At 60.6% G+C, this 18336-nt stretch carries 13 protein-coding genes and 2 tRNA genes; 8 read left to right on the top strand and 7 right to left on the bottom strand.

Going from position 1 to position 18336, the window contains the following annotated elements; translation table 11 throughout:
* Window positions 1-39: 39 nt before the first annotated feature.
* The 3 genes from CR105_RS23645 to CR105_RS23635 all read right to left on the bottom strand — a co-directional run bounded on the left by CR105_RS23645 (window position 40) and on the right by CR105_RS23635 (window position 1242).
* Complete coding sequence (locus CR105_RS23645; protein WP_229414093.1) at window positions 40-567, bottom strand: FxDxF family PEP-CTERM protein; 528 nt, start codon at window positions 565-567, stop codon at window positions 40-42.
* A 405-nt stretch (window positions 568-972) separates the two neighbouring features.
* Window positions 973-1049: transfer RNA gene (locus tag CR105_RS23640), tRNA-Arg, on the bottom strand.
* A 116-nt stretch (window positions 1050-1165) separates the two neighbouring features.
* Window positions 1166-1242, bottom strand: a tRNA-Arg gene (locus tag CR105_RS23635).
* Window positions 1243-1507: 265 nt separating this feature from the next.
* On the opposite strand from CR105_RS23635, the gene CR105_RS23630 reads away from it, so the two are divergent.
* Window positions 1508-2653, top strand: coding sequence for an alpha-hydroxy acid oxidase (locus CR105_RS23630; protein ID WP_099792826.1), 1146 nt, complete (start codon window positions 1508-1510; stop codon window positions 2651-2653).
* Window positions 2654-2679: 26 nt separating this feature from the next.
* Here CR105_RS23630 and CR105_RS23625 read toward each other — a convergent pair whose 3' ends face one another.
* Window positions 2680-3627, bottom strand: coding sequence for a D-2-hydroxyacid dehydrogenase (locus tag CR105_RS23625; protein ID WP_099792824.1), 948 nt, complete (start codon window positions 3625-3627; stop codon window positions 2680-2682).
* A 165-nt stretch (window positions 3628-3792) separates the two neighbouring features.
* Between CR105_RS23625 and ligD the strand changes: the two genes are divergently transcribed.
* From ligD to CR105_RS23595, 6 genes are all read left to right on the top strand, one after another.
* Window positions 3793-6318 carry a DNA ligase D gene (ligD, locus tag CR105_RS23620; protein WP_099792822.1) on the top strand — a complete coding sequence of 842 codons (2526 nt, stop codon included), beginning with the start codon at window positions 3793-3795 and terminating at the stop codon, window positions 6316-6318.
* 85 nt (window positions 6319-6403) lie between these two features.
* Window positions 6404-8077 carry an L-lactate permease gene (locus tag CR105_RS23615; protein WP_180288296.1) on the top strand — a complete coding sequence of 558 codons (1674 nt, stop codon included), beginning with the start codon at window positions 6404-6406 and terminating at the stop codon, window positions 8075-8077.
* 93 nt (window positions 8078-8170) lie between these two features.
* A complete protein-coding gene (locus CR105_RS23610; protein ID WP_099792818.1) occupies window positions 8171-11017 on the top strand; it encodes a type VI secretion system Vgr family protein in 2847 nt (948 codons plus the stop codon).
* A gap of 605 nt (window positions 11018-11622) precedes the next feature.
* Window positions 11623-12015, top strand: a complete 393-nt coding sequence (locus CR105_RS23605) for a hypothetical protein (RefSeq protein ID WP_143752810.1) — start codon at window positions 11623-11625, stop codon at window positions 12013-12015.
* Entirely contained in the window at window positions 12012-12518 is a 507-nt protein-coding gene (locus CR105_RS23600) for a DUF3304 domain-containing protein (protein ID WP_099792814.1), read from the top strand. Before CR105_RS23605 ends, CR105_RS23600 begins: the two co-directional genes overlap by 4 nt.
* Entirely contained in the window at window positions 12515-14275 is a 1761-nt protein-coding gene (locus CR105_RS23595) for a T6SS phospholipase effector Tle1-like catalytic domain-containing protein (RefSeq protein ID WP_099792812.1), read from the top strand. The genes CR105_RS23600 and CR105_RS23595 overlap by 4 nt, the downstream gene beginning before the upstream one ends.
* Before the next feature lie 110 nt (window positions 14276-14385).
* On the opposite strand, the gene CR105_RS23590 is transcribed toward CR105_RS23595, so the two are convergent.
* From CR105_RS23590 to CR105_RS23580, 3 genes are read right to left on the bottom strand one after another with little or no spacing between them, the layout of a single operon-like run.
* A complete protein-coding gene (locus tag CR105_RS23590) occupies window positions 14386-14619 on the bottom strand; it encodes a hypothetical protein (RefSeq protein WP_099792810.1) in 234 nt (77 codons plus the stop codon).
* Between the two features lie 5 nt (window positions 14620-14624).
* A complete protein-coding gene (gene ku, locus CR105_RS23585; protein ID WP_099792808.1) occupies window positions 14625-15716 on the bottom strand; it encodes a non-homologous end joining protein Ku in 1092 nt (363 codons plus the stop codon).
* Between the two features lie 25 nt (window positions 15717-15741).
* Window positions 15742-16713 carry an SDR family oxidoreductase gene (locus CR105_RS23580; protein WP_099792806.1) on the bottom strand — a complete coding sequence of 324 codons (972 nt, stop codon included), beginning with the start codon at window positions 16711-16713 and terminating at the stop codon, window positions 15742-15744.
* A 175-nt stretch (window positions 16714-16888) separates the two neighbouring features.
* On the opposite strand from CR105_RS23580, the gene CR105_RS23575 reads away from it, so the two are divergent.
* Window positions 16889-18334, top strand: coding sequence for a GGDEF domain-containing response regulator (locus tag CR105_RS23575; protein WP_099792804.1), 1446 nt, complete (start codon window positions 16889-16891; stop codon window positions 18332-18334).
* The last annotated feature ends 2 nt before the right edge of the window (window positions 18335-18336 follow it).

Here is an 18336-nt window from a genome sequence, read left to right as displayed (position 1 = left end):
GTCTCGGTGGGGTCAGATCCCGGACGTGACGTTGTCGCTTTACTTCGGCGAACGGCGGCGTGCCATGAAGCCGACCATGCCCAGACCTGCCAGCATCATGCCATAGGTTGCCGGCTCAGGCACAGGCTGCAGCATGACCGCGCCGCCGAAGGCGCCGGAGGTGTCCGACACCATCGTGCCGCTAACCTGAAGGTAATAGCTGCCTACCCCCAGGTTGTCGGCCCGCACGGTCCAGACGTCGATCGCACCGGTCGACATTGACGTGCCGGTGGCCAGCTGGGCGCCGGCTCCGCTGTACAGCGACAGGCCTGTGATGTCCAGGCCGACCGCTGCCGAGCGGGAGATCGACGAGACGATCGCATCGAGATTGGACGGCAGCTCGCCCGTCACCGAGAACGAGAACTGATCGGAGAAGGTGTCGTTCGCCTGGTCAATGTCGAAGGAATCGCCAAAGAATGCGCTGGTCCCCACCAGGTTCAGCGCCTGGGGCGGGGTGGAGATGTCCTGTTGGGCGTACGCCGCGCCCGAACCGAGCGAAGCGGTTGCCAACACTAATGCAGCGATCATGGATTTCGAGTTTTTCATTTTGTTACCTCGCAAGAAACAGCCGCGACATGCAGCCATGGTTATCAAGGATCGGGGGGTGAGATCACTGTATCAAAGCGCGTTTTCGAAAGCGCCTGTCGGTGTGGCGCGCGCGTCAGATTGTCAAACAAGTCGCGAGGGTAATTGGTTGCGCGTGACCTAGACGCTGACTTAACTCGTCATAGGAGAGACGGGTCTTTTTCCGTTGCCGCGGTTTAAAAAGTCGCTGGGTTGCCGCGCAAGCGTCAGGTCAGTCCTACGCGCAGAGAAGTCTGATTCCTCTGCAGAGTTGACAATTGATGAGATAGGGAGGGGATGCCGGCAATCCGGCGGCGCAAAGAAAAATGGCCCAAAGATTTCTCTTTGGGCCATTCATCTTACGAATTGTGGTGCGGCTGGCAGGAATTGAACCCACGACCCCTTGGTTCGTAGCCAAGTACTCTATCCAACTGAGCTACAGCCGCGAAAAACAAAATTATAGCAGGGGTTGAAGAAATCGCCAAGACGTATAGTTAGAAAGTAACGATGCGGTCGGAAACGAAAAAAGGGACCAGCTCTTTCGAACTGGTCCCTCATATTCTGGTGCGGCTGGCAGGAATTGAACCCACGACCCCTTGGTTCGTAGCCAAGTACTCTATCCAACTGAGCTACAGCCGCGAAAGCAAGCATTCTAGCAGTTTCGTTTTGTTTCCGGAAGAGTAAAATTTACCGTTTCCGCAAGCTAAAACATTGCTGCCTGGAGTTCCGACGCGCTCCTTTGCATCGGTACCGGAGGACTTGCCCTCCGAAGAAGCAGCATTGTAGGGGCAGCGCGCCGGTTTGTCCAGAGGCCGTTGAAAGGGCGCCACCGGGCGGCCGAAAGATTTTTCGCCAGGCAGCGCATCTGTTAGATTAGATGTCTCATTCATCATAAGGACGTTCCATGACCATCATCACCACGATCGAAGACTTGCGCGTGCTGGCAAAAAAGCGGGTGCCGCGCATGTTCTACGATTATGCCGATGCCGGCTCATGGACCGAATCGACCTACCGTGCCAACACCGATGACTTCGGCAAGATCAAGTTTCGCCAGCGCGTCGCCGTCAACCTGGAAAACCGCAGCTTGCGCAGCACGATGGTCGGCCAGGAAGTGTCGATGCCGGTGGCGCTGGCGCCAACCGGGCTGACCGGCATGCAGCACGCCGACGGCGAGATCCTCGCCGCGCGCGCCGCCGAAAAATTCGGCGTGCCGTTCACGCTGTCGACGATGTCGATCTGCTCGATCGAGGACGTCGCCGCCAACACCACCAAGCCGTTCTGGTTCCAGCTGTATGTGATGAAGGACCGCCCGTTCATCGAGCGCCTGATCGAGCGCGCCCGCGCCGCCAAATGCTCGGCGCTGGTGCTCACGCTCGACCTGCAGGTGCTGGGGCAGCGCCACAAGGATATCCGCAACGGCATGACGGCGCCGCCGAAGATGACTCTGGCGAACATCGCCAACCTGATGACCAAGCCGGCCTGGTGCATGGAGATGCTCGGCACCAGGCGCCGCAGCTTCGGCAACATCGTCGGCCACGCCAGCGCCGTGTCCGACATGTCGTCGCTGTCGTCGTGGACGTCGCAGCAGTTCGATCCTGCCATGTCGTGGGACGACGTGGCGTGGGTCAAGCAGCGCTGGGGCGGCAAGCTGATCATCAAGGGCATCATGGACGTCGAGGACGCCAGGCTCGCTGCCGACAGCGGCGCCGACGCGCTGATCGTGTCCAACCATGGCGGCCGCCAGCTCGATGGCGCGCAGTCGAGCATCGGCGCGCTGTCGGCGATCGTCGAGGCGGTCGGCGACCGCATCGAAGTGCACATGGATGGCGGCATCCGCTCCGGCCAGGACGTGATCCGCGCGCTGGCGCTGGGCGCCAAGGGCGTCTATATCGGCCGCCCGTTCCTGTATGGCCTGGGCGCCGGCGGGGAAGCGGGCGTCACCAAGTGCCTCGACATCATCCGCAACGAGCTCGATCTGACGATGGCGTTCTGCGGCCTGCGCGACGTCAACCATGTCGACAAGAACATCTTGCTGCCAGGCACGTTCTAGTAATGCGGGGATGACGTCTTAAAGGTCTACACGACGACATTCAGCGGCTGGCCCGTCACGAACGCCTCGACATTATCGACCAGCATATCGGCCAGCGTCTGCATCGCCCCCGCGCTGGCCCACGCCACGTGCGGCGTCAGGATAAAGTTCGGCTGATGCACGCCGAGCAGCGGATTGTCCGCCGCCGGCGGCTCCTTGCTCAGCACATCGAAGCCGGCGCCGCCGATCACGCCATCCTTGAGCGCCTGCGCCAGCGCCGCCTCATCGACCAGCCCGCCGCGCGCCGTGTTGATCAGCAGCGCGGTCGGCTTCATCATCGCCAGCTCGCGCGCGCCGATCATGTTGCGCGTCTGCTCGTTCAGCGGCAGGTGCAGGCTGATCACGTCGCAGGTGCGCAGCAATTCTTCCAGCGCCATGTTCGTCACTTCGGCGTCCTGCACCGGCGAGCGCGAGGCCACGCACACTTGCATGCCGAAGGCGCGTCCCAGCTGCGCCACCTTGTGCCCGAGCGCACCGTAGCCGACGATGCCCAGCTTGCTGCCGGCCAGGTCGCCAATCGGATGGTTGAACAGGCAGAACGTGCTCGACTTCTGCCACAGGCCGGCGTCGACATCGGCGCAGTAGGCGCGCAGGTTGCGGCGCAGCGCCAGGATCATGGTAAAGACGTGCTCCGGCACCGCCACCACCGAATAGTTGCGAATGTTCGACACGACGATGCCGCGCTCGCGGCAGGCCGCCAGGTCGACGTTGTCGGTCCCGGTCGCCGCCACAGCAATCATCTTCAAGTCAGGCAGCCGGGCAATATCGGCCGCGCGCACCGGCACCTTGTTGGTGATGGCGATGGTGGCGCCGGCCAGCCGCTCGACCACGTCGCCAGGCTGCGTGGCCGGATAGTCGCGCCACGCATGCTCGAAGGCGGGCGGGCGCACGTTGGCAAGCAAACTGTCGCGGTCGAGGAAGACGATTTTCTGCATGGCGGTCCTTATGAAGATTGAGTAAAAACACGGCGGTTCATCCGAGCATAACCCACATTGCGCTTTCAGGCAGCCGTCGCTTCCCCGCACACGGTTAGGTGGCGAACAGTCGCCGCGCGGCCCTCCCCATAGACTCGTCAGTATATTGAACGCAGGGGTACTCCAATGCCAGACGCACTCAAAGCCTACAAGGAAAAGCGCAATTTCTCGATCACCTCCGAACCGGCCGAAGGCGGCGAGGCGGGCCTCGACGGCCTCACGTTCGTCATCCAGAAGCATTGGGCCAGCCGGCTCCATTACGACTTTCGCCTGGAGCTCGACGGCACCATGAAAAGCTGGGCCGTGCCGAAGGGCCCCAGCTACGACACCAAGGACAAGCGGATGGCGGTGCATGTCGAAGACCATCCGATCTCGTATTCCAGTTTCGAAGGCACCATCCCCGAAAAGCAGTACGGCGCCGGAAAGGTCATCATCTGGGACAAGGGCACCTGGCAGCCGCAGGGCGATCCGCACACGGGCTACGAAGCGGGCAACCTCAAGTTCGAGATGCACGGCCACAAAATGCACGGCAAGTGGGCGCTGATCCGCATGAAGGGCAAGGGCGAGAAGCAGGAGCCGTGGCTGCTGATCAAGGAAAAGGACGACTTCGCGCGGCCCGCCAGCGAGTTCTCGGTGGTCGACGAAATGCCCGACAGCGTCAAGACGCTGAAGGCGCCCAAGGCTCCGAAGAAGAAAGCGGTGCCGGTCGAGGCCGCGGCGCCGAAGGCAAAAGTCGCCCGCGGCAAGGCGCCGGCCGGCGCCGTGAAGGCGGAGCTGCCCGACGAATTCGCGCCCGAACTTGCCACGCTGGTCGACAAGCCGCCATCCACGCCGGAAGACTGGGTGTTCGAGATCAAGTTCGACGGCTACCGCATGCTGGCGCGGGTGCAGGGCAAGAGCGTCGCGCTGATTTCGCGCAACGGCAAGGACTGGACCGCCAAGCTCGTCCCGCTGCAAAAAGAACTGCTGAAAATGAAGCTGCCGGACGGCTGGTATGACGGCGAGATTGTCGTCCACGACGGTGACGGGCGCCCCAACTTCGGCATGCTGCAGCTCGCGTTCGACGGCTCCAACACGGCGCCGATCGTGTTCTTCCTGTTCGACGCCCCATACCTGAATGGCTACGACATGCGCGAGGTGCCGCTGGTGGAGCGCCGCGCCGCGCTCCAGGCAGTGCTCGACAAGTCGGACTCGAACGTGGTGCGCTTCAGCGACGAATTTGGCAGCGATCCGGGCGAGCTGGTCGCGGCCGCCTGCAAGATGGGACTTGAAGGCGTCATCGGCAAGCGGCGTGACTCGCGCTACGTGCAGCGCCGCTCGCCGGACTGGATCAAGCTCAAGTGCGGGCAGCGGCAGGAATTCGTCATCGCCGGCTACACCGATCCGCAAGGCTCGCGCACCGGCATCGGCGCGCTGCTGCTCGGCACCTACGACAAGGATGGCGTGCTGCAGTATGCAGGCAACGTCGGCACCGGCTTTAACGAAGTGAGCCTGCGCGACCTGAAGGCCAAACTGAGCAAGCTCGACACCGACGAGAGCCCGTTTCCACCGAAAGCGGTGGCCGGACGCAAGCACCACTGGGTCAAGCCGAAGCTGATCGCCGAGGTCAGCTTTGCAGAGTGGACCAGCTCCGGCTCGGTCAGGCATGCCGTCTTCCAGGGACTGCGCGACGACAAGCCGGCCAGGGTCATCACGCGCGAAACGGCCAAACAAGTGGAGGAAGTCGTGGACAAGCAAACCGAACCCGTCGCGCCCGAGGGCAAGCTGCCTGCCAGCCTGAAGGTCACCAATCCGGAGCGGGTGATCGACGCCCAGAGCGGCGCCACCAAGCTCGACCTGGTGCGCTACTACGCGCTGGTCGGCCCGCTGATGATCGAGCACCTGAAGGGGCGCCCGCTGTCGCTGGTGCGCGCGCCGGCCGGCGTCGGTGGTGAGCTGTTTTTCCAGAAGCACGCCGATATCGGCAAGCTGCCCGGCATGAAGCAGATGGACAAGGCGCTCGATCCCGACCATCCGCCGATGCTGGAGGTGGCCACCGTCAACGGCATCCTGTCCGCGGCGCAGTGGAACGTGGTGGAGTTTCACAGCCAGAACGCGGTCGGCAAGGCCTATGAAACGCCGAATCGCGTCATCTTCGACCTGGACCCGGGCGAGGGCGTCGACTGGAAGACGATCCAGGAAGCGGCTGCACTGATGAAGGCCTTTCTCGACGAACTCGGGCTGACGTCGTTCGTCAAGACCAGCGGCGGCAAGGGCCTGCACGTGGTGGTGCCGATCAAGCCGGCGTACGACTGGGATACGGTCAAGGATTTTTCGCAGCAGGTGGTCAGCCACATGGCGATGACCTTGCCGGACCGGTTTGCCTTCAAGAGCGGCCCGCGCAACCGCGTCGGCAAGATCTTCATCGACTATCTGCGCAATGGCCGCGGCGCCACCACGGCGGCCGCGTGGTCGGCGCGCGTGCGTCCTGGCCTGGGCATTTCGGTGCCGATCAGCTGGGAAGAACTGCCGTCGATCAAGGGCGGCGACCACTGGAATGTGCAGACCGCGCACACGCGCCTGGACAAGGGAAACGAGCCGTGGGCGGCGTATGCGAAAAGTGCGCGCAGCCTGACCGCGGCGATGAAGAAGCTGGGGTTTACGCCGGGGTAACGAATCAACGTTGTTCCGCAACCGGGACTACACTCGAAGTCAGATGGGGTAGAGCGCTCACCGTATAAATTCGGAGGCAATCATGATCTGGCAGCATGTGTACGATCCCTTGCAAAACTTCGCGCTGTCGACCATCGCGGCGGGCATTCCGGTCGCCGTGCTGCTGGCGGCGCTGGCATTTTTCCACATGCGCGCGCACTATGCGGCCGGGCTCGCGCTGCTGATCGGCATCGGCATCGCCGTCAGCATTTTTGGCATGCCGGCCGACATGGCGGTCAAGGCGGCCGGCTACGGCATCGCTGCCGGTTTGTTCCCGATCGGCTGGATCGTCCTCAACATCATCTTCCTGCACCGTCTGACAACGCTGAACGGCTACTTCAAGGTACTGCAAAACAGCATCAGCGGCATCACCGAAGACAGGCGGCTTCAACTACTGCTGGTCGCCTTCTGCTTCGGCGCATTCTTCGAAGGCGCGGCCGGCTTCGGTACGCCGGTGGCCGTCACCGGCGCCATCCTGATTGGACTCGGCTTTTCGCCGCTGGCCGCATCCGGCCTGGCCCTTATCGCCAACACCGCGCCAGTAGCGTATGGCGCGCTCGGCGCGCCGGTCATCGCGCTGTCGGCCGTTACCGGACTCGACCTGCACGACCTGTCCTCGATGATCGGCCGCCAGTTGCCGTTCTTTTCGCTGCTGGTGCCGTTCTGGCTGATCTGGGCGTTCGCCGGCAGACGCGGCATGGCCGAGATATGGCCGGCCATCCTGGTGACCGGCGTCTCGTTCGCGATCCCGCAATTCGTCGTCTCCAACTACCACGGCCCATGGCTGGTCGATGTAATCGCCTCGATCATCTCGATGGGATCGCTGGTGTTGTTCCTGAAAGTGTGGCAGCCGAAGCAGGTCTGGCGCACAGTCGCCTTCGCGAACTACCATGACGACTCATTGAAAGACGTCGTCCATGACGAAGTGCCGACCCACGACGCGACCGGCGCCAGGATTTCTGTCGTCAAGGCGTGGATGCCGTGGGCGCTGCTGTCGATCCTGGTATTTATCTGGGGCACGCCCTGGTTCAAGAAGCTGCTCGACGCCATCTGGTCTTATAGGTATCCCATCCCCGGTCTCGACACGATGATCATGAAGATGCCGCCTGTGGTCAAGGAGCCTGTGCTGGAAGCGGCCGTCTACAACTTCAACGTTCTCTCCATGGCCGGCACCGGCATTATTGTTTCCGCCATCCTGGCAGGGTTCTTGATGGGCTATTCGGTCCGCCAGCTAGTCAAGGAATACTGGGAGACCATCAAGCTGGTGCGTTTCTCGCTAATGACAATCTGCGCGATGTTTGCGGTCGGTTATCTGACGCGGTACTCGGGCCTGGATGCGACGCTCGGCCTGGCGTTCGCGCTGACCGGTGCGTTCTACACGCTGTTCGGCACCATGCTCGGCTGGCTCGGCGTCGCCCTGACCGGGTCCGACACGGCCGCCAACGTGCTGTTCGGCAGCCTGCAGAAGACTACCGCCGAACAGCTCGGCCTGTCGCCGATCCTGATGGCGTCGGCCAACAGCTCCGGAGGCGTGATGGGCAAGATGATCGACGCCCAGTCGATCGTCGTGGCGGCCACCGCGACCAAGTGGAGCGGCCACGAGGGCGACATCCTGCGCTACGTGTTCTTCCACTCGGTCGTGCTCGCGATGCTGGTCGGCGGCGTGGTATCGCTGCAGGCATACGTGTACCCGTTCACCCTGATGGTCGTCGGAGGTTGATCAATATCAAGCAGCGGCAAAGGCACGGGCTTAGTATTTTCCGATAGGAATCTCCTGCCCGTTGTCAATTTTGTCGAAAGGCGCCGTCTGCTTATGAGTTCCTCGCTTGCCCGTGAAGTGCTGAGTGCGCTGTCCGAATTCAGCAGCCACACACGGCTCTATGAGCTGAAATTCAAGGATGAGCGCAAGGGCGCCAGTCTGCTCGTCGACGCATTCGCCGCCGACGAACAGCTGCTGGGCGTTGGCGGCATTGACGTCATTGCGCTGTCGACCCGGTCAAAGATTGCGCAAGCTTCGCTGCTGGGGCAGGAAACATGCCTCGAGATCAGCTTGGCCAACGGCACGCGCGCCAGCTTTAGCGGCTTCGTTAGCAAGATTGCTTCGCTCGGCAGCGACGGCGGCCTGGCGCGCTACCGGCTGCGCCTGTCGCCGTGGATCTGGTTGCTGAGCCAGGCGCGCAGCAGCCGCGCCTGGCAAGACAAGACCGTGATCGAGATCATCGATTCGGTGTTCGAGCAGTATCAGCCGTATGCGCAATGGGTGTGGAGCGGCGATGTCAACCTGTTCATGAGCGACGCTGTCGCCCGCAGCTATTGCTGCCAGTACCGCGAATCCGACCTCGACTTCGTCACCAGGCTGCTGACTGAAGAAGGACTAGGCTGGCGCTTCGAGGAGCACGATGACGGCAGCCGAATGGTGTTGTTCGCCGACAGCAGTCAGCTGAGCGCGGCGCCGGATGACGTCAGCAGCGAAGCAGGTGGCGGCATCCGATACCACGCCGCCAGCGCGGTCGAAAATAGCGACAGCATTCAGTACCTGCAGGCGTTTCGCAAACTCGGCGTTGCTGTGGTGAAGGTGCTCAGCTACGACTACAAGGCTAAGCAGACTGTGTCGGTCAGCGTGTCGACCAAGTATCCGATCGGCGGAAAAAATGCTCAGGCCGTCGAAAGTTTCGATGCGCCCGGACAGTACGCCTACGCCGACGCGCGCCAGGCTCGCCGCTATGCCGGGCTGAAGATGGAAGCGTATGAGGCGCGTGGCTTCATTTGGCAGGGAAGGTCGACCGTGCGTACCTTGCGGCCAGGCACGCGCATATGCATCACGGACATCCCGATGAAAAAATATCGCTATGACGCGCCTGAGTTTGTGCTGACGCGGGTAGCAAGCGTTGGTGTGAACAATCTGCCGGTCACTGCCAAAAATGGATTGACCGAATTGTTTGGGGCGCTGCCGGAGCTGCTTGAAGAGTCTATCAAGGGAATTCCCCTCGCCGAATTTGACCGGGCAGTAGAGCAGGCGCAGAAGAGCGGTTATGCCAACTGCTTCGAGGCGATTCCCCTCGAGCGGCCATGGCGCCCGAAGATGGAGCTGAGGGTTGCTCCGACTGCCAACGGCAGCCAGACCGCAATCGTTGTGGGACCGGATGGGTCGGACGAGCCGAATGGCGCCGATGAAATCTACTGCGACCGGCTCGGCCGCGTGCGAATCCGTTTTCACTGGCAGGAAAGCGATGCGGCCTGCTGGGTGCGCGTCGGCCAACGTTCCGCCGGCGCCGGCATGGGCAGCCAATTTCTGCCGCGCATCGGCCAGGAAGTGCTGGTCAAGTTCATCGAAGGCGACATCGACCGCCCTGTGATAGTCGGCGCACTGTACAACGGGCGAGGCGAGGGTGGTGTGATGCCGACCCCCCGCGGCGTATCGGACCGTGAAAGCAGCAGCGCTGCCTTCGAACGCGCCCACGATCAAATGCCATCGGGACAGGTCAACCTCGCCGGTGGCAACAGCCCGGTATGGCACGGCGCATCGGCCGGCAGCGCAGGGCATCGCAACAACTCGGCTCAGTGGGGCGTGCGCAGCAAGGAGTTTGGCGGTCGTGGCTATAACCAGTTGCTGTTCGACGATACTGACGGACAGGGCCGTATTCAGCTCAAGACTACGCATGCGGCAACCGAGCTCAACCTTGGCCACCTGATCCACACCGCCGACAACTATCGCGGCAGCATCCGCGGTAGTGGCGCCGAGTTGCGGACGGATGCCTACGGCGCTTTACGTGCCGGCGCCGGCTTGCTGATATCGAGCTACAAGATCAGCCATTCTTCCGCGGTTCGCGAAGCTGCAGGCGAGAACGCATCCGGCAACGCGCTGCTGAAGCAGGCGATAAAACTTGCCGAAAGTTTTAGCGCAGCCGCCAAGACCCACGAGACGGTCGGCCTCGCAGGCCACCTCGGCGCGACCAAGGCAGGAACCAGCGCAATCGACGACGAAGCAGCGCCGCTGAAGGCGTTGTGGACGGCATCAGCAGGAATGCTCAGCAAAAATAGCATTGACGAGGCGCGCTCCGACGCGGGATCGAAAAATGTCGACGCCGGCGCCGGCAAGGTGCCTCACGCCGGTGCGCCGATGATTGGCATCGCTGCGAAAGCAGGTCTCGGCGTTGTAGCCGGCCAGGATGTCCAGCTGTCCACCGGCGAAACCGTGACGATTGCTAGCGGAGCCGACACCGAGTTCACCGCCGGCGGCCAGATGCGCGTCCACAGCGGCCAAGCCATTGGCGTGCTCGCGGGCGCCGTAAAAGCCGGCGAAGGCGACGTCGGCCTACAACTCATCGCCGGCAAGGGCGCGATCGACTACCAAGCGCAGGCAGACGAACTCAAAGTGCAAGCTCGCGACGATATCAATGTCATCAGCGCCAACGCCCACATGGACTGGGCCGCCGCAAAGAGCATCAGCCTGTCCACCGCCGGCGGCGCCAACATCACCATCGACGGCGGCAATATCACGGTGCAGTGCCCTGGCAAGATTACAGTTCATGCGGGTATGAAAAAATTCGGCAATCAAACAAAGTTCAACTATTCAATGCCGCTTTTGCCAAAATCGATCTGCGTTGAATGCCTGTTGGTCGCAGTTAAGTCGGGAATTCCATTTGCAATCCCAAAATGATTGAGAAAGGCGGCCATGGTGAATTACATGCAGGATCGACCCCAGTCATGCGTCAAATCCGAACTAGTCGGTTGGCTTGGAACACCTCAGCCTTGTGCGAACTACGAGAAGTGGGTGTTGGTTGACCGTGCAGTCCTCGGCGAACCAATACTTAGTGGGCTACTAAAGGATGTGCGCCCAAATGGAATCGTCAATGTGCTTGCTGGCACAGAGTTCTCTTCTTATGGAAAACTTGCCCCGCATCTGATACGACTGTCATGTGCATACAGCCCGACCGAATTTCTGGGTTGCGTACTTGAGAGGTCGTCTGGCTTTCCATCTGTAGCGGTATTGGACGCTTGCAGCGACGTGGTTCATTTGGTCGACACCTTGCGCTGGTTAGCGCGGGCGCGCACGGAGGATGCGTCGAACTTTATTGCCGGTTCGCGGACACCCGCGTCACTCCAGCCCTTATGGAAGTGATTCATGCTCATCAGCGTTCTAGGCTGGCGAACAGTATTGACGGATGGCAGATAATTGATCGTCACGGAGCCATCTGTCCGCTTAATGAGAACCTTAACTCCATATCTCTCTCGCCGCGCCACTCTGGCCCTACAGAAAGTGGCTTGGAAAAATTAATTCTTTCAGAGAAGCAATTCTCGTCAATGATGGCATCGTGCGAAGCTGACGAGATTTTCCACCTGTTCTGCGAAGGGGCCACAGACTTGGTGCCTGAAGGTGGCCTCGGTCTATTTCACGCTCGCCTTACCAAGCTAGTTACAGCGGCTAGGCGCCTAGGGCTTGAGGCGACCGGAGAAATCTTTCAGTTTTGCGTGATCGCCCTAACGACTCAAGAGTCGTTTTATCTCAATCCAATTCTGGTTGGTGCATGGCAAAAAATTCGGCATAAGGCCATCAGCTTTTCCGCGCTTGTTGCGAATTGGACCGATGAAACGTGGGATACGTTATCCCGAGGTCATCACTACCCGTTGGAACACACCCTTGAAAGTGAATTATGAGATTGGAATTGATTGGCACACACAGCAAGCGGGCGCTTGGGATTGCACTGGTTTTGTCAATTATCTCGGGCTGTCAGCCGGTCGAAGCTCCTGCAGAACATGCGGTCGGCATGGGCGGGATAGTTGGCGCGAACTATTCGGACAACGGGATACAGTGGTTTACGGTTGACGGTGCCGGCGGGATGCGCCTAGGCACCTACACCGGCGGTGGTGGCCATGTGTGCTGTGCTATCTATCCAAGGACATGGACTCCGAACTTTAGAGTGAAAGTTCAATGGGCACGTTCAGATGGGCGCGACGCGAGCGGGACAACGTGGAAGATAAAACAACTCGAAAGAATTGTCGCCGTAGATAAATATGTTGTAGAAGGAAACGTATATGTTCTTTTCTTTCCTGACGACGAAGTAAAGGTTTTCGTTTCCGATGTCGGGATTGGGAATCCAAATTTTCCGACAAGACCTGGCTATCCAGAAGACGCGAAGAAAGAACGGAGGGCGCAATGAGTTCGGTCGAAACCCCCAACGCTAAACTTCCAGGACTACGGAAATTATCACCGAAAGAACAAAGTCAACGGGCTGCAGCCTTCGCTTGCCTGTCCAATGATGGAAAAATTACTTGTGAACGTGTCGTATCAATAGGAATTTTCTTCGACGGAACAAACAATAATAAATATCGCGATAAAAACGACGGTAGCTATTCAAATGTAGCAGTGCTCTTTGACGCTCATCGGGACTCATCGAAAACGGGATATTTTAGATATTACATACCCGGCTTAGGAACCCCCTTCCCAGAGATCGGCGAGATGAGAGAATCTGACGACGGGAAGGCAACGGGCGCTGGCGGGGACTCACGCATCGACTACGCCATGATTCAAGTGTATAACTCCATATTTAGAGCGGTACACGGCGACCGGGATTTGGTTCCGGCAGCGGAAGCGCGTCGGGTAGTCACGAGTCAAGCGAACGGACTTAAGACAGCGTGGCTTTTGGGAAAAGGTAAGCGCGCCGGATATTTCGGTGAATTGGAAAAGCAACTTGTCGCGAGTATTTTTGGAAAACGTCCAATTGTAAAGTTTATAAATTTGTCGGTATTCGGATTTTCTAGAGGCGCAGCAGAAGCACGCGCGTTTTGCAATTGGCTTAGTGAATGCTGTGCCGAGGGAACGCGTGGCGGTTACCGGTTCTGCGGAATACCTATTCGCTTTCAATTCGTAGGTATCTTCGATACCGTTGCATCTGTAGGTATCGCTGATTCTTCGCCGGTGGGAAGCGGTTTTCTCGATTGGGCAGACGGGACGATGAGAATTCCAGAAATTGTCGAGCGGTGTGTGCACTTCGTCGCGGCGCACGAGATACGGAAGTCGTTTCCCCTCTCATCGTCCCGGGATAAATCTATTTACCCATCCAATTGCGTCGAGGTTGTATATCCAGGCGCGCATTGCGATGTGGGGGGAGGCTACAGTCCCGCCGATCAGGGGAAAGCGATCGGTGACCGCTCCAATTTGGTATCGCAAATTCCTCTCGTGCACATGTACTTGGAAGCGCAAAAAACCGGCGTACCCTTATTAAGTATGCGAGAATTAGACGCCGAAAAAGCGATAGCTGCGGATTTTCAGATTAGTAAGCAGTTAGCTATCGGATTCCGGGATTACGCCGAGTGGTCGCGTAGCCAGTCCGTAACTGTAGAAAAAGTGTTATTCGATCATATGCGGTTATATTGGCGTTGGCGCATACAGGCGGGTCCAAACTTTAAAGAGCTCAGCAGCTATAAGGCGGCGAATGCACAGGATAGAGAAGATATGCTGGCCAGCGAGAAAGATTTCCTTCAGGACATGTGGCACGTTGAACGGATCAAGAAGCACCATGGTCCCATGTCTCTTGTCCGTCGTGCCGCCGCAGATGAGAAACGCAGCAAGCTGACCGTACCGGTAACGGTATGGCGATTTTTCGACGAGCACATCCACGATCCCCACGCTTCGTTCCGCTTGTTAGGGCCTATGACTGCCGATGACCGTTCCGTGGCTATCGCAAGGATAAAGGAGCGGAGAACCGCGGGAAAAGTGTTAAACAGGCTGGAGAGGAGGGTGCTTGCCGCAGATGCGATATCGCCAGGGTCTTTTCCTGTGATGAGCGATGCGGACACTGCGGACTTGCATGAGATTACGGACCTTGTCGCAAGTAGGGCCGTGAAGACAATTACCGACACTCGCCGTGAAGCTGATGGGCACATCAGAAACCGGCGAGTTTTCGACGAGAGCTGATGTTGATGGGAGTGCGCCCAGCAAGTCTCCCGAGACGGTATCGTCCGAACTTGACGCGGAAGTTGACTAATGAGGACTGCGGCGAAGTATGTTTGAAAGGTGCTCTGCGACTACTCCTCGTTCTTCACAATCCCCCGCACATTCGTCCCCAACAACGCCACCTGCAACGCAATCAACGCATACGCCTCATCATGCCACCCCCAAAAAATCCACAGCAAGTTACTGAGGATGAACATGCAGAACCCGAAGATTCGCCGATCCGGCCGCTTCGACCCAATCAGGTACGCCGCATACAGGGTCACCGCCATAGCGGGCCACTGCACCAGGTCGATCCAGTCCTCCATTGCGCTTAAGCCGCCGACTTCCGCCGCGCCGGCGAATGCGTTTTGGCCGGCGCAGCAGCAGATGACTTCGACGCAGCGGCCTTCTTCGGCTTTGCCGCATTAGCAGAAGCCGAAGCCGCAATCTTCTCCGTACTCTTCGAAGAAGCCACCTTGCGAGGCTTCGCAGAAGAGGGCGCTTCCTCCTCGTCATTCGCCGCTGGCTTGCGCGCCTTGCGTGGCGGTGGCGGCTCGTCATCATCCTCCGCCGCAACCTCAGCATCGTCCTCAGAAAACTCCGCCGCTGCCTTGCCCTTGCCTGACTTCTTCCCGCCAATACTTTGCTGCAGCAGTGCTACCAGGTCGACCACATTGCTGGAAGCAGGCCGCGCCGCTTCCTTGCCCGGCATGGTGATGGTCTTGGTCTCTTTCGCCTTGACCTTCTGCTCCACCAGCGCAAGTACGTCCTCGCGATAAGTGTCGTGATACTGCTCCGGCTTCCATTCCTCGCTCATGCCCTCGACCAGCGCCATCGCCATCTTCAGCTCTTTGTCCGACACGGCCGCGGTCTTGGAACTGGCGGTCGGAATCTTCAGCTCATCAGTCTCGCGGATCTCGTCGGCAAAGCGCAGCGTATTGAGCACGATGGTATCGCCCACGCACACCAGCGCCGCCAGATGCTGCTTCACACGGATCACCACCGTCGCGATGCCGATCTTGCCGGCCGAGCGCAACGTCTCGCGCAGCAGCGCGTACACCTTGTCGCCGCCCTTGCCGGGCGCCAGATAGTAGGGCTGTTCGTAGTACAGCAGCGGCACATCTTCAGCGTCGACAAAAGCGAGGATGTCGATAGTGCCGGTCGCCTCCGGATTGGCGCGCCGCAGGTCCTCGTCCGACAGCACCACATACTCGCCGGCGGTGTATTCATACCCCTTGACGATATCGTCCCAGGTCACTTCCTTCTGGTTGTTCTTGTTGTAGCGCTTGAAACCCACCGGCGAAAAATCGCGGCGATCCAGCATGGTCAGGTCAAGTCCATGAGTTTGTACTGCCGGGTACATCTCGACCGGGATGTGGACCAGCCCAAAACTGATCGCCCCTTTCCACATGCTGCGTGCCATACCGATTCCCCTCGATGAATGAAGCTTACTCGCCAACCGTGCCGGTCACCGGCAACACGATCCCGGTGATATAACTGGAACAGACCGATGAAGCCAGAAACACATACGCCGGCGACAGCTCTTCCGGCTGCGCCGCGCGGTGATAATCGGTGTCGGCGCCAAACTGGGCAATCTCCGACGCCGGCTTGTCCGCCGGATTAAGCGGCGTCCACACCGGCCCCGGCGCGATCGCATTGACCCGGATGCCCTTGTCGATCAGGTTCGCCGCCAGCGACATCGTGAACGCGTGAATCGCACCCTTGGTGGTCGAATAGTCAAGCAGCATCTTGCTGCCCTTCAGTCCCGTCACCGACCCCGTATTGATGATCGATGCGCCCCGCTTCAGATACGGCAGCACCGCCTTCGCCATATGGAAGTAGCCATACACGTTGGTGCGCATCGTCTCGTCAAAGCGCTCTTCGGTCAGGTCGAGCAGCGACGACGCATGCTCCTGGAACGCCGCATTGTTAACCAGTACGTCCAGCCGCCCCCACTGCGCCACCACCTTGTCGACCGCCTCCTGGCAGAACGCCATGTCCTTGACGTCGCCGGCCACCGTCACGCAGCGCTGGCCCTCGGCCTCCACGCAGCGCTGGGTTTCGGCCGCATCCTCATGCTCGTTCAGGTACAGGATGGCGACGTCGGCGCCTTCGCGCGCGAACAGTACCGCCACCGCGCGCCCGATGCCCGAGTCGCCGCCGGTGACGATCGCCACCTGGCCCTGCAGCTTGCCGCTGCCCTTGTAGTGCTCGGCCATGAACTGGGGCCGTTGCTCCATTTCGGCCTCGATGCCCGGTTTGCTCAGGTGCTGCGACGCCATCGGCGGGCCGGGATGAATCACCGGGCCGGTCTGCACCGCCTCCTTGCTCTCCTCGCCACGCTGCTCCGACGCATCCTTCTGGTCCTGCCGGCTCTGGATTGCCTTCTGCTTGTCAGCTACATCGTCCTGGATGGCCATGATGTTTCCTTTTCGTCATTTGTCATTTAGAGTATCTGGCGGCGGCCCCGCATCGCACCGTGCGCTCTCGCACACAGGGCGACATTTCGTCTTTGTCTTTGCGCCCCTTGTGCTTTATGGCAAACTACGGGCGGACACCGCGCCCGTCCGGGCCGAGCAATTACGAGGAGTACGTATGTCGCAGCAGGCTGATGCCATCACCCAGCAGGTTGGACTGTTCCTGAACCCGGTCGCCCAGCGGCGCGTCGACTTTCAGGCATCCTGCGGCAAACAGTTCGGTCGCCTGTTTCTTGCCGAAGATGCCGAACAGGCTGCACACATTCTTTCTCAGCAGCAAATTGATCTGCTCGTCATCGACCTCGAGCATTTCGACCGCAGCCTCGACCTCGAAACCGTCGGCGCTCTTGTTAGACAGCGTAATGGCGCGCCTGTTCTGCTGGTGTGCGCATTTTCCACCGCTGGCTGGCTGGTCGAACTGATGGCCAGCGGCCCGCTCGACTATGTCATCGGTCCGGTCCGCGCCGATGAACTCAATCAGCGGCTGGCTTCCCTGGCGTCGGTTGCCGCGTCCGGCGCCGACGAACTGCGCCGGCTACTGGCGATGGGCTCGCACGTGCAGCAGGCAGTGCAGGGCGGCGATGACCAGCGCGCTCTCGCCGTCAGAATCTGCGCCGCGCTGTGCGCCTGGCCAGGCGTGGTGCACGCGGCGATGTTTGAAGCCAGCGCCGGCGAGCTCGCGCTCAGCGCCGAGCATTCCCCGTCCGGCCTCGACCTCGAACGTATCCTTGCCAGCACCGACTCGTTGTCGCAGTCTTCGGTGCGCCACGTCTTCCCGGGCCTGCTGGCCGCCTTCACCGGCGAACTGGCGCTGCTCGACGCGCCCGAAAAGGCCGGCGACCCGCAACTGGCGCAGGCCCTGCTCGGCATCGGCGCCGGCATGGCGATCGGTGTACCCATCCTGGCGACCGGCCCCGGCGCGCCGCTCGGCGCCATCAGCCTGCTGTTTGCGCGGGCCCACGTGTTCACGTCCGACGAACTGGCCACCTTGTCCGACCTGGCGCAGCTGGCCGCCTTCGGCCTGCGCTTGGACGAAATGAGCCGCGACGCCGAACAACTAGTCGCTCGCCTGACGGGTCTGGCCACCACCGACGCGCTGACCGGCGTGGCCAACCGCCGCCGCGGCGAGGAGCTGCTCGAGCAGGAAGTCAAGCGCGCGCGCCGTTACCGCGCGCCGCTCGCGCTGATCGCCTACGACATCGACCATTTCAAGGACATCAACGACCGCTACGGCCACCCGTGCGGCGACGCCGCGCTGCGCATCGTCGGCGAAACAACCCAGGCCGCACTGCGCGCCAGCGACCTGCTGGCGCGCTCCGGCGGCGACCAGTTCCAGATCGTCGCCGCGCATACCAACGCGATCGACGCCCTCAAGATGGCCGAAAAAATCCGCGTTGCCATCGCCGGCACCGCCTTCCCGGGCTGCGACCGCCTCACCATCAGCCTCGCGGTGGCGCAGCTGGGTGACCAGGAAAGCGCCGACTCGCTGATGCTGCGGGTGAGCGCGGCACTGGCGCGCGCCAAGCGCGCGGGACGCAACTGCGTGGAACTGGCGATGCGGTGACC

This window comes from Massilia eurypsychrophila, assembly GCF_002760655.1.
Lineage (GTDB): Bacteria > Pseudomonadota > Gammaproteobacteria > Burkholderiales > Burkholderiaceae_D > JAFCUW01.
Note: the sequence above shows the minus strand (reverse complement) of the source record. Positions and strands in the feature narration are given on the sequence as shown.

Coding starts and splice junctions, on each gene's coding strand:
- CR105_RS23645 (WP_229414093.1), bottom strand. CDS start 567: ATGATCGCTGCATTAGTGTTGGCAACCGCTTCGCTCGGTTCGGGCGCG.
- CR105_RS23630 (WP_099792826.1), top strand. CDS start 1,508: ATGACCATCATCACCACGATCGAAGACTTGCGCGTGCTGGCAAAAAAG.
- CR105_RS23625 (WP_099792824.1), bottom strand. CDS start 3,627: ATGCAGAAAATCGTCTTCCTCGACCGCGACAGTTTGCTTGCCAACGTG.
- ligD (WP_099792822.1), top strand. CDS start 3,793: ATGCCAGACGCACTCAAAGCCTACAAGGAAAAGCGCAATTTCTCGATC.
- CR105_RS23610 (WP_099792818.1), top strand. CDS start 8,171: ATGAGTTCCTCGCTTGCCCGTGAAGTGCTGAGTGCGCTGTCCGAATTC.
- CR105_RS23600 (WP_099792814.1), top strand. CDS start 12,012: ATGAGATTGGAATTGATTGGCACACACAGCAAGCGGGCGCTTGGGATT.
- CR105_RS23595 (WP_099792812.1), top strand. CDS start 12,515: ATGAGTTCGGTCGAAACCCCCAACGCTAAACTTCCAGGACTACGGAAA.
- CR105_RS23590 (WP_099792810.1), bottom strand. CDS start 14,619: ATGGAGGACTGGATCGACCTGGTGCAGTGGCCCGCTATGGCGGTGACC.
- ku (WP_099792808.1), bottom strand. CDS start 15,716: ATGGCACGCAGCATGTGGAAAGGGGCGATCAGTTTTGGGCTGGTCCAC.
- CR105_RS23580 (WP_099792806.1), bottom strand. CDS start 16,713: ATGGCCATCCAGGACGATGTAGCTGACAAGCAGAAGGCAATCCAGAGC.
- CR105_RS23575 (WP_099792804.1), top strand. CDS start 16,889: ATGTCGCAGCAGGCTGATGCCATCACCCAGCAGGTTGGACTGTTCCTG.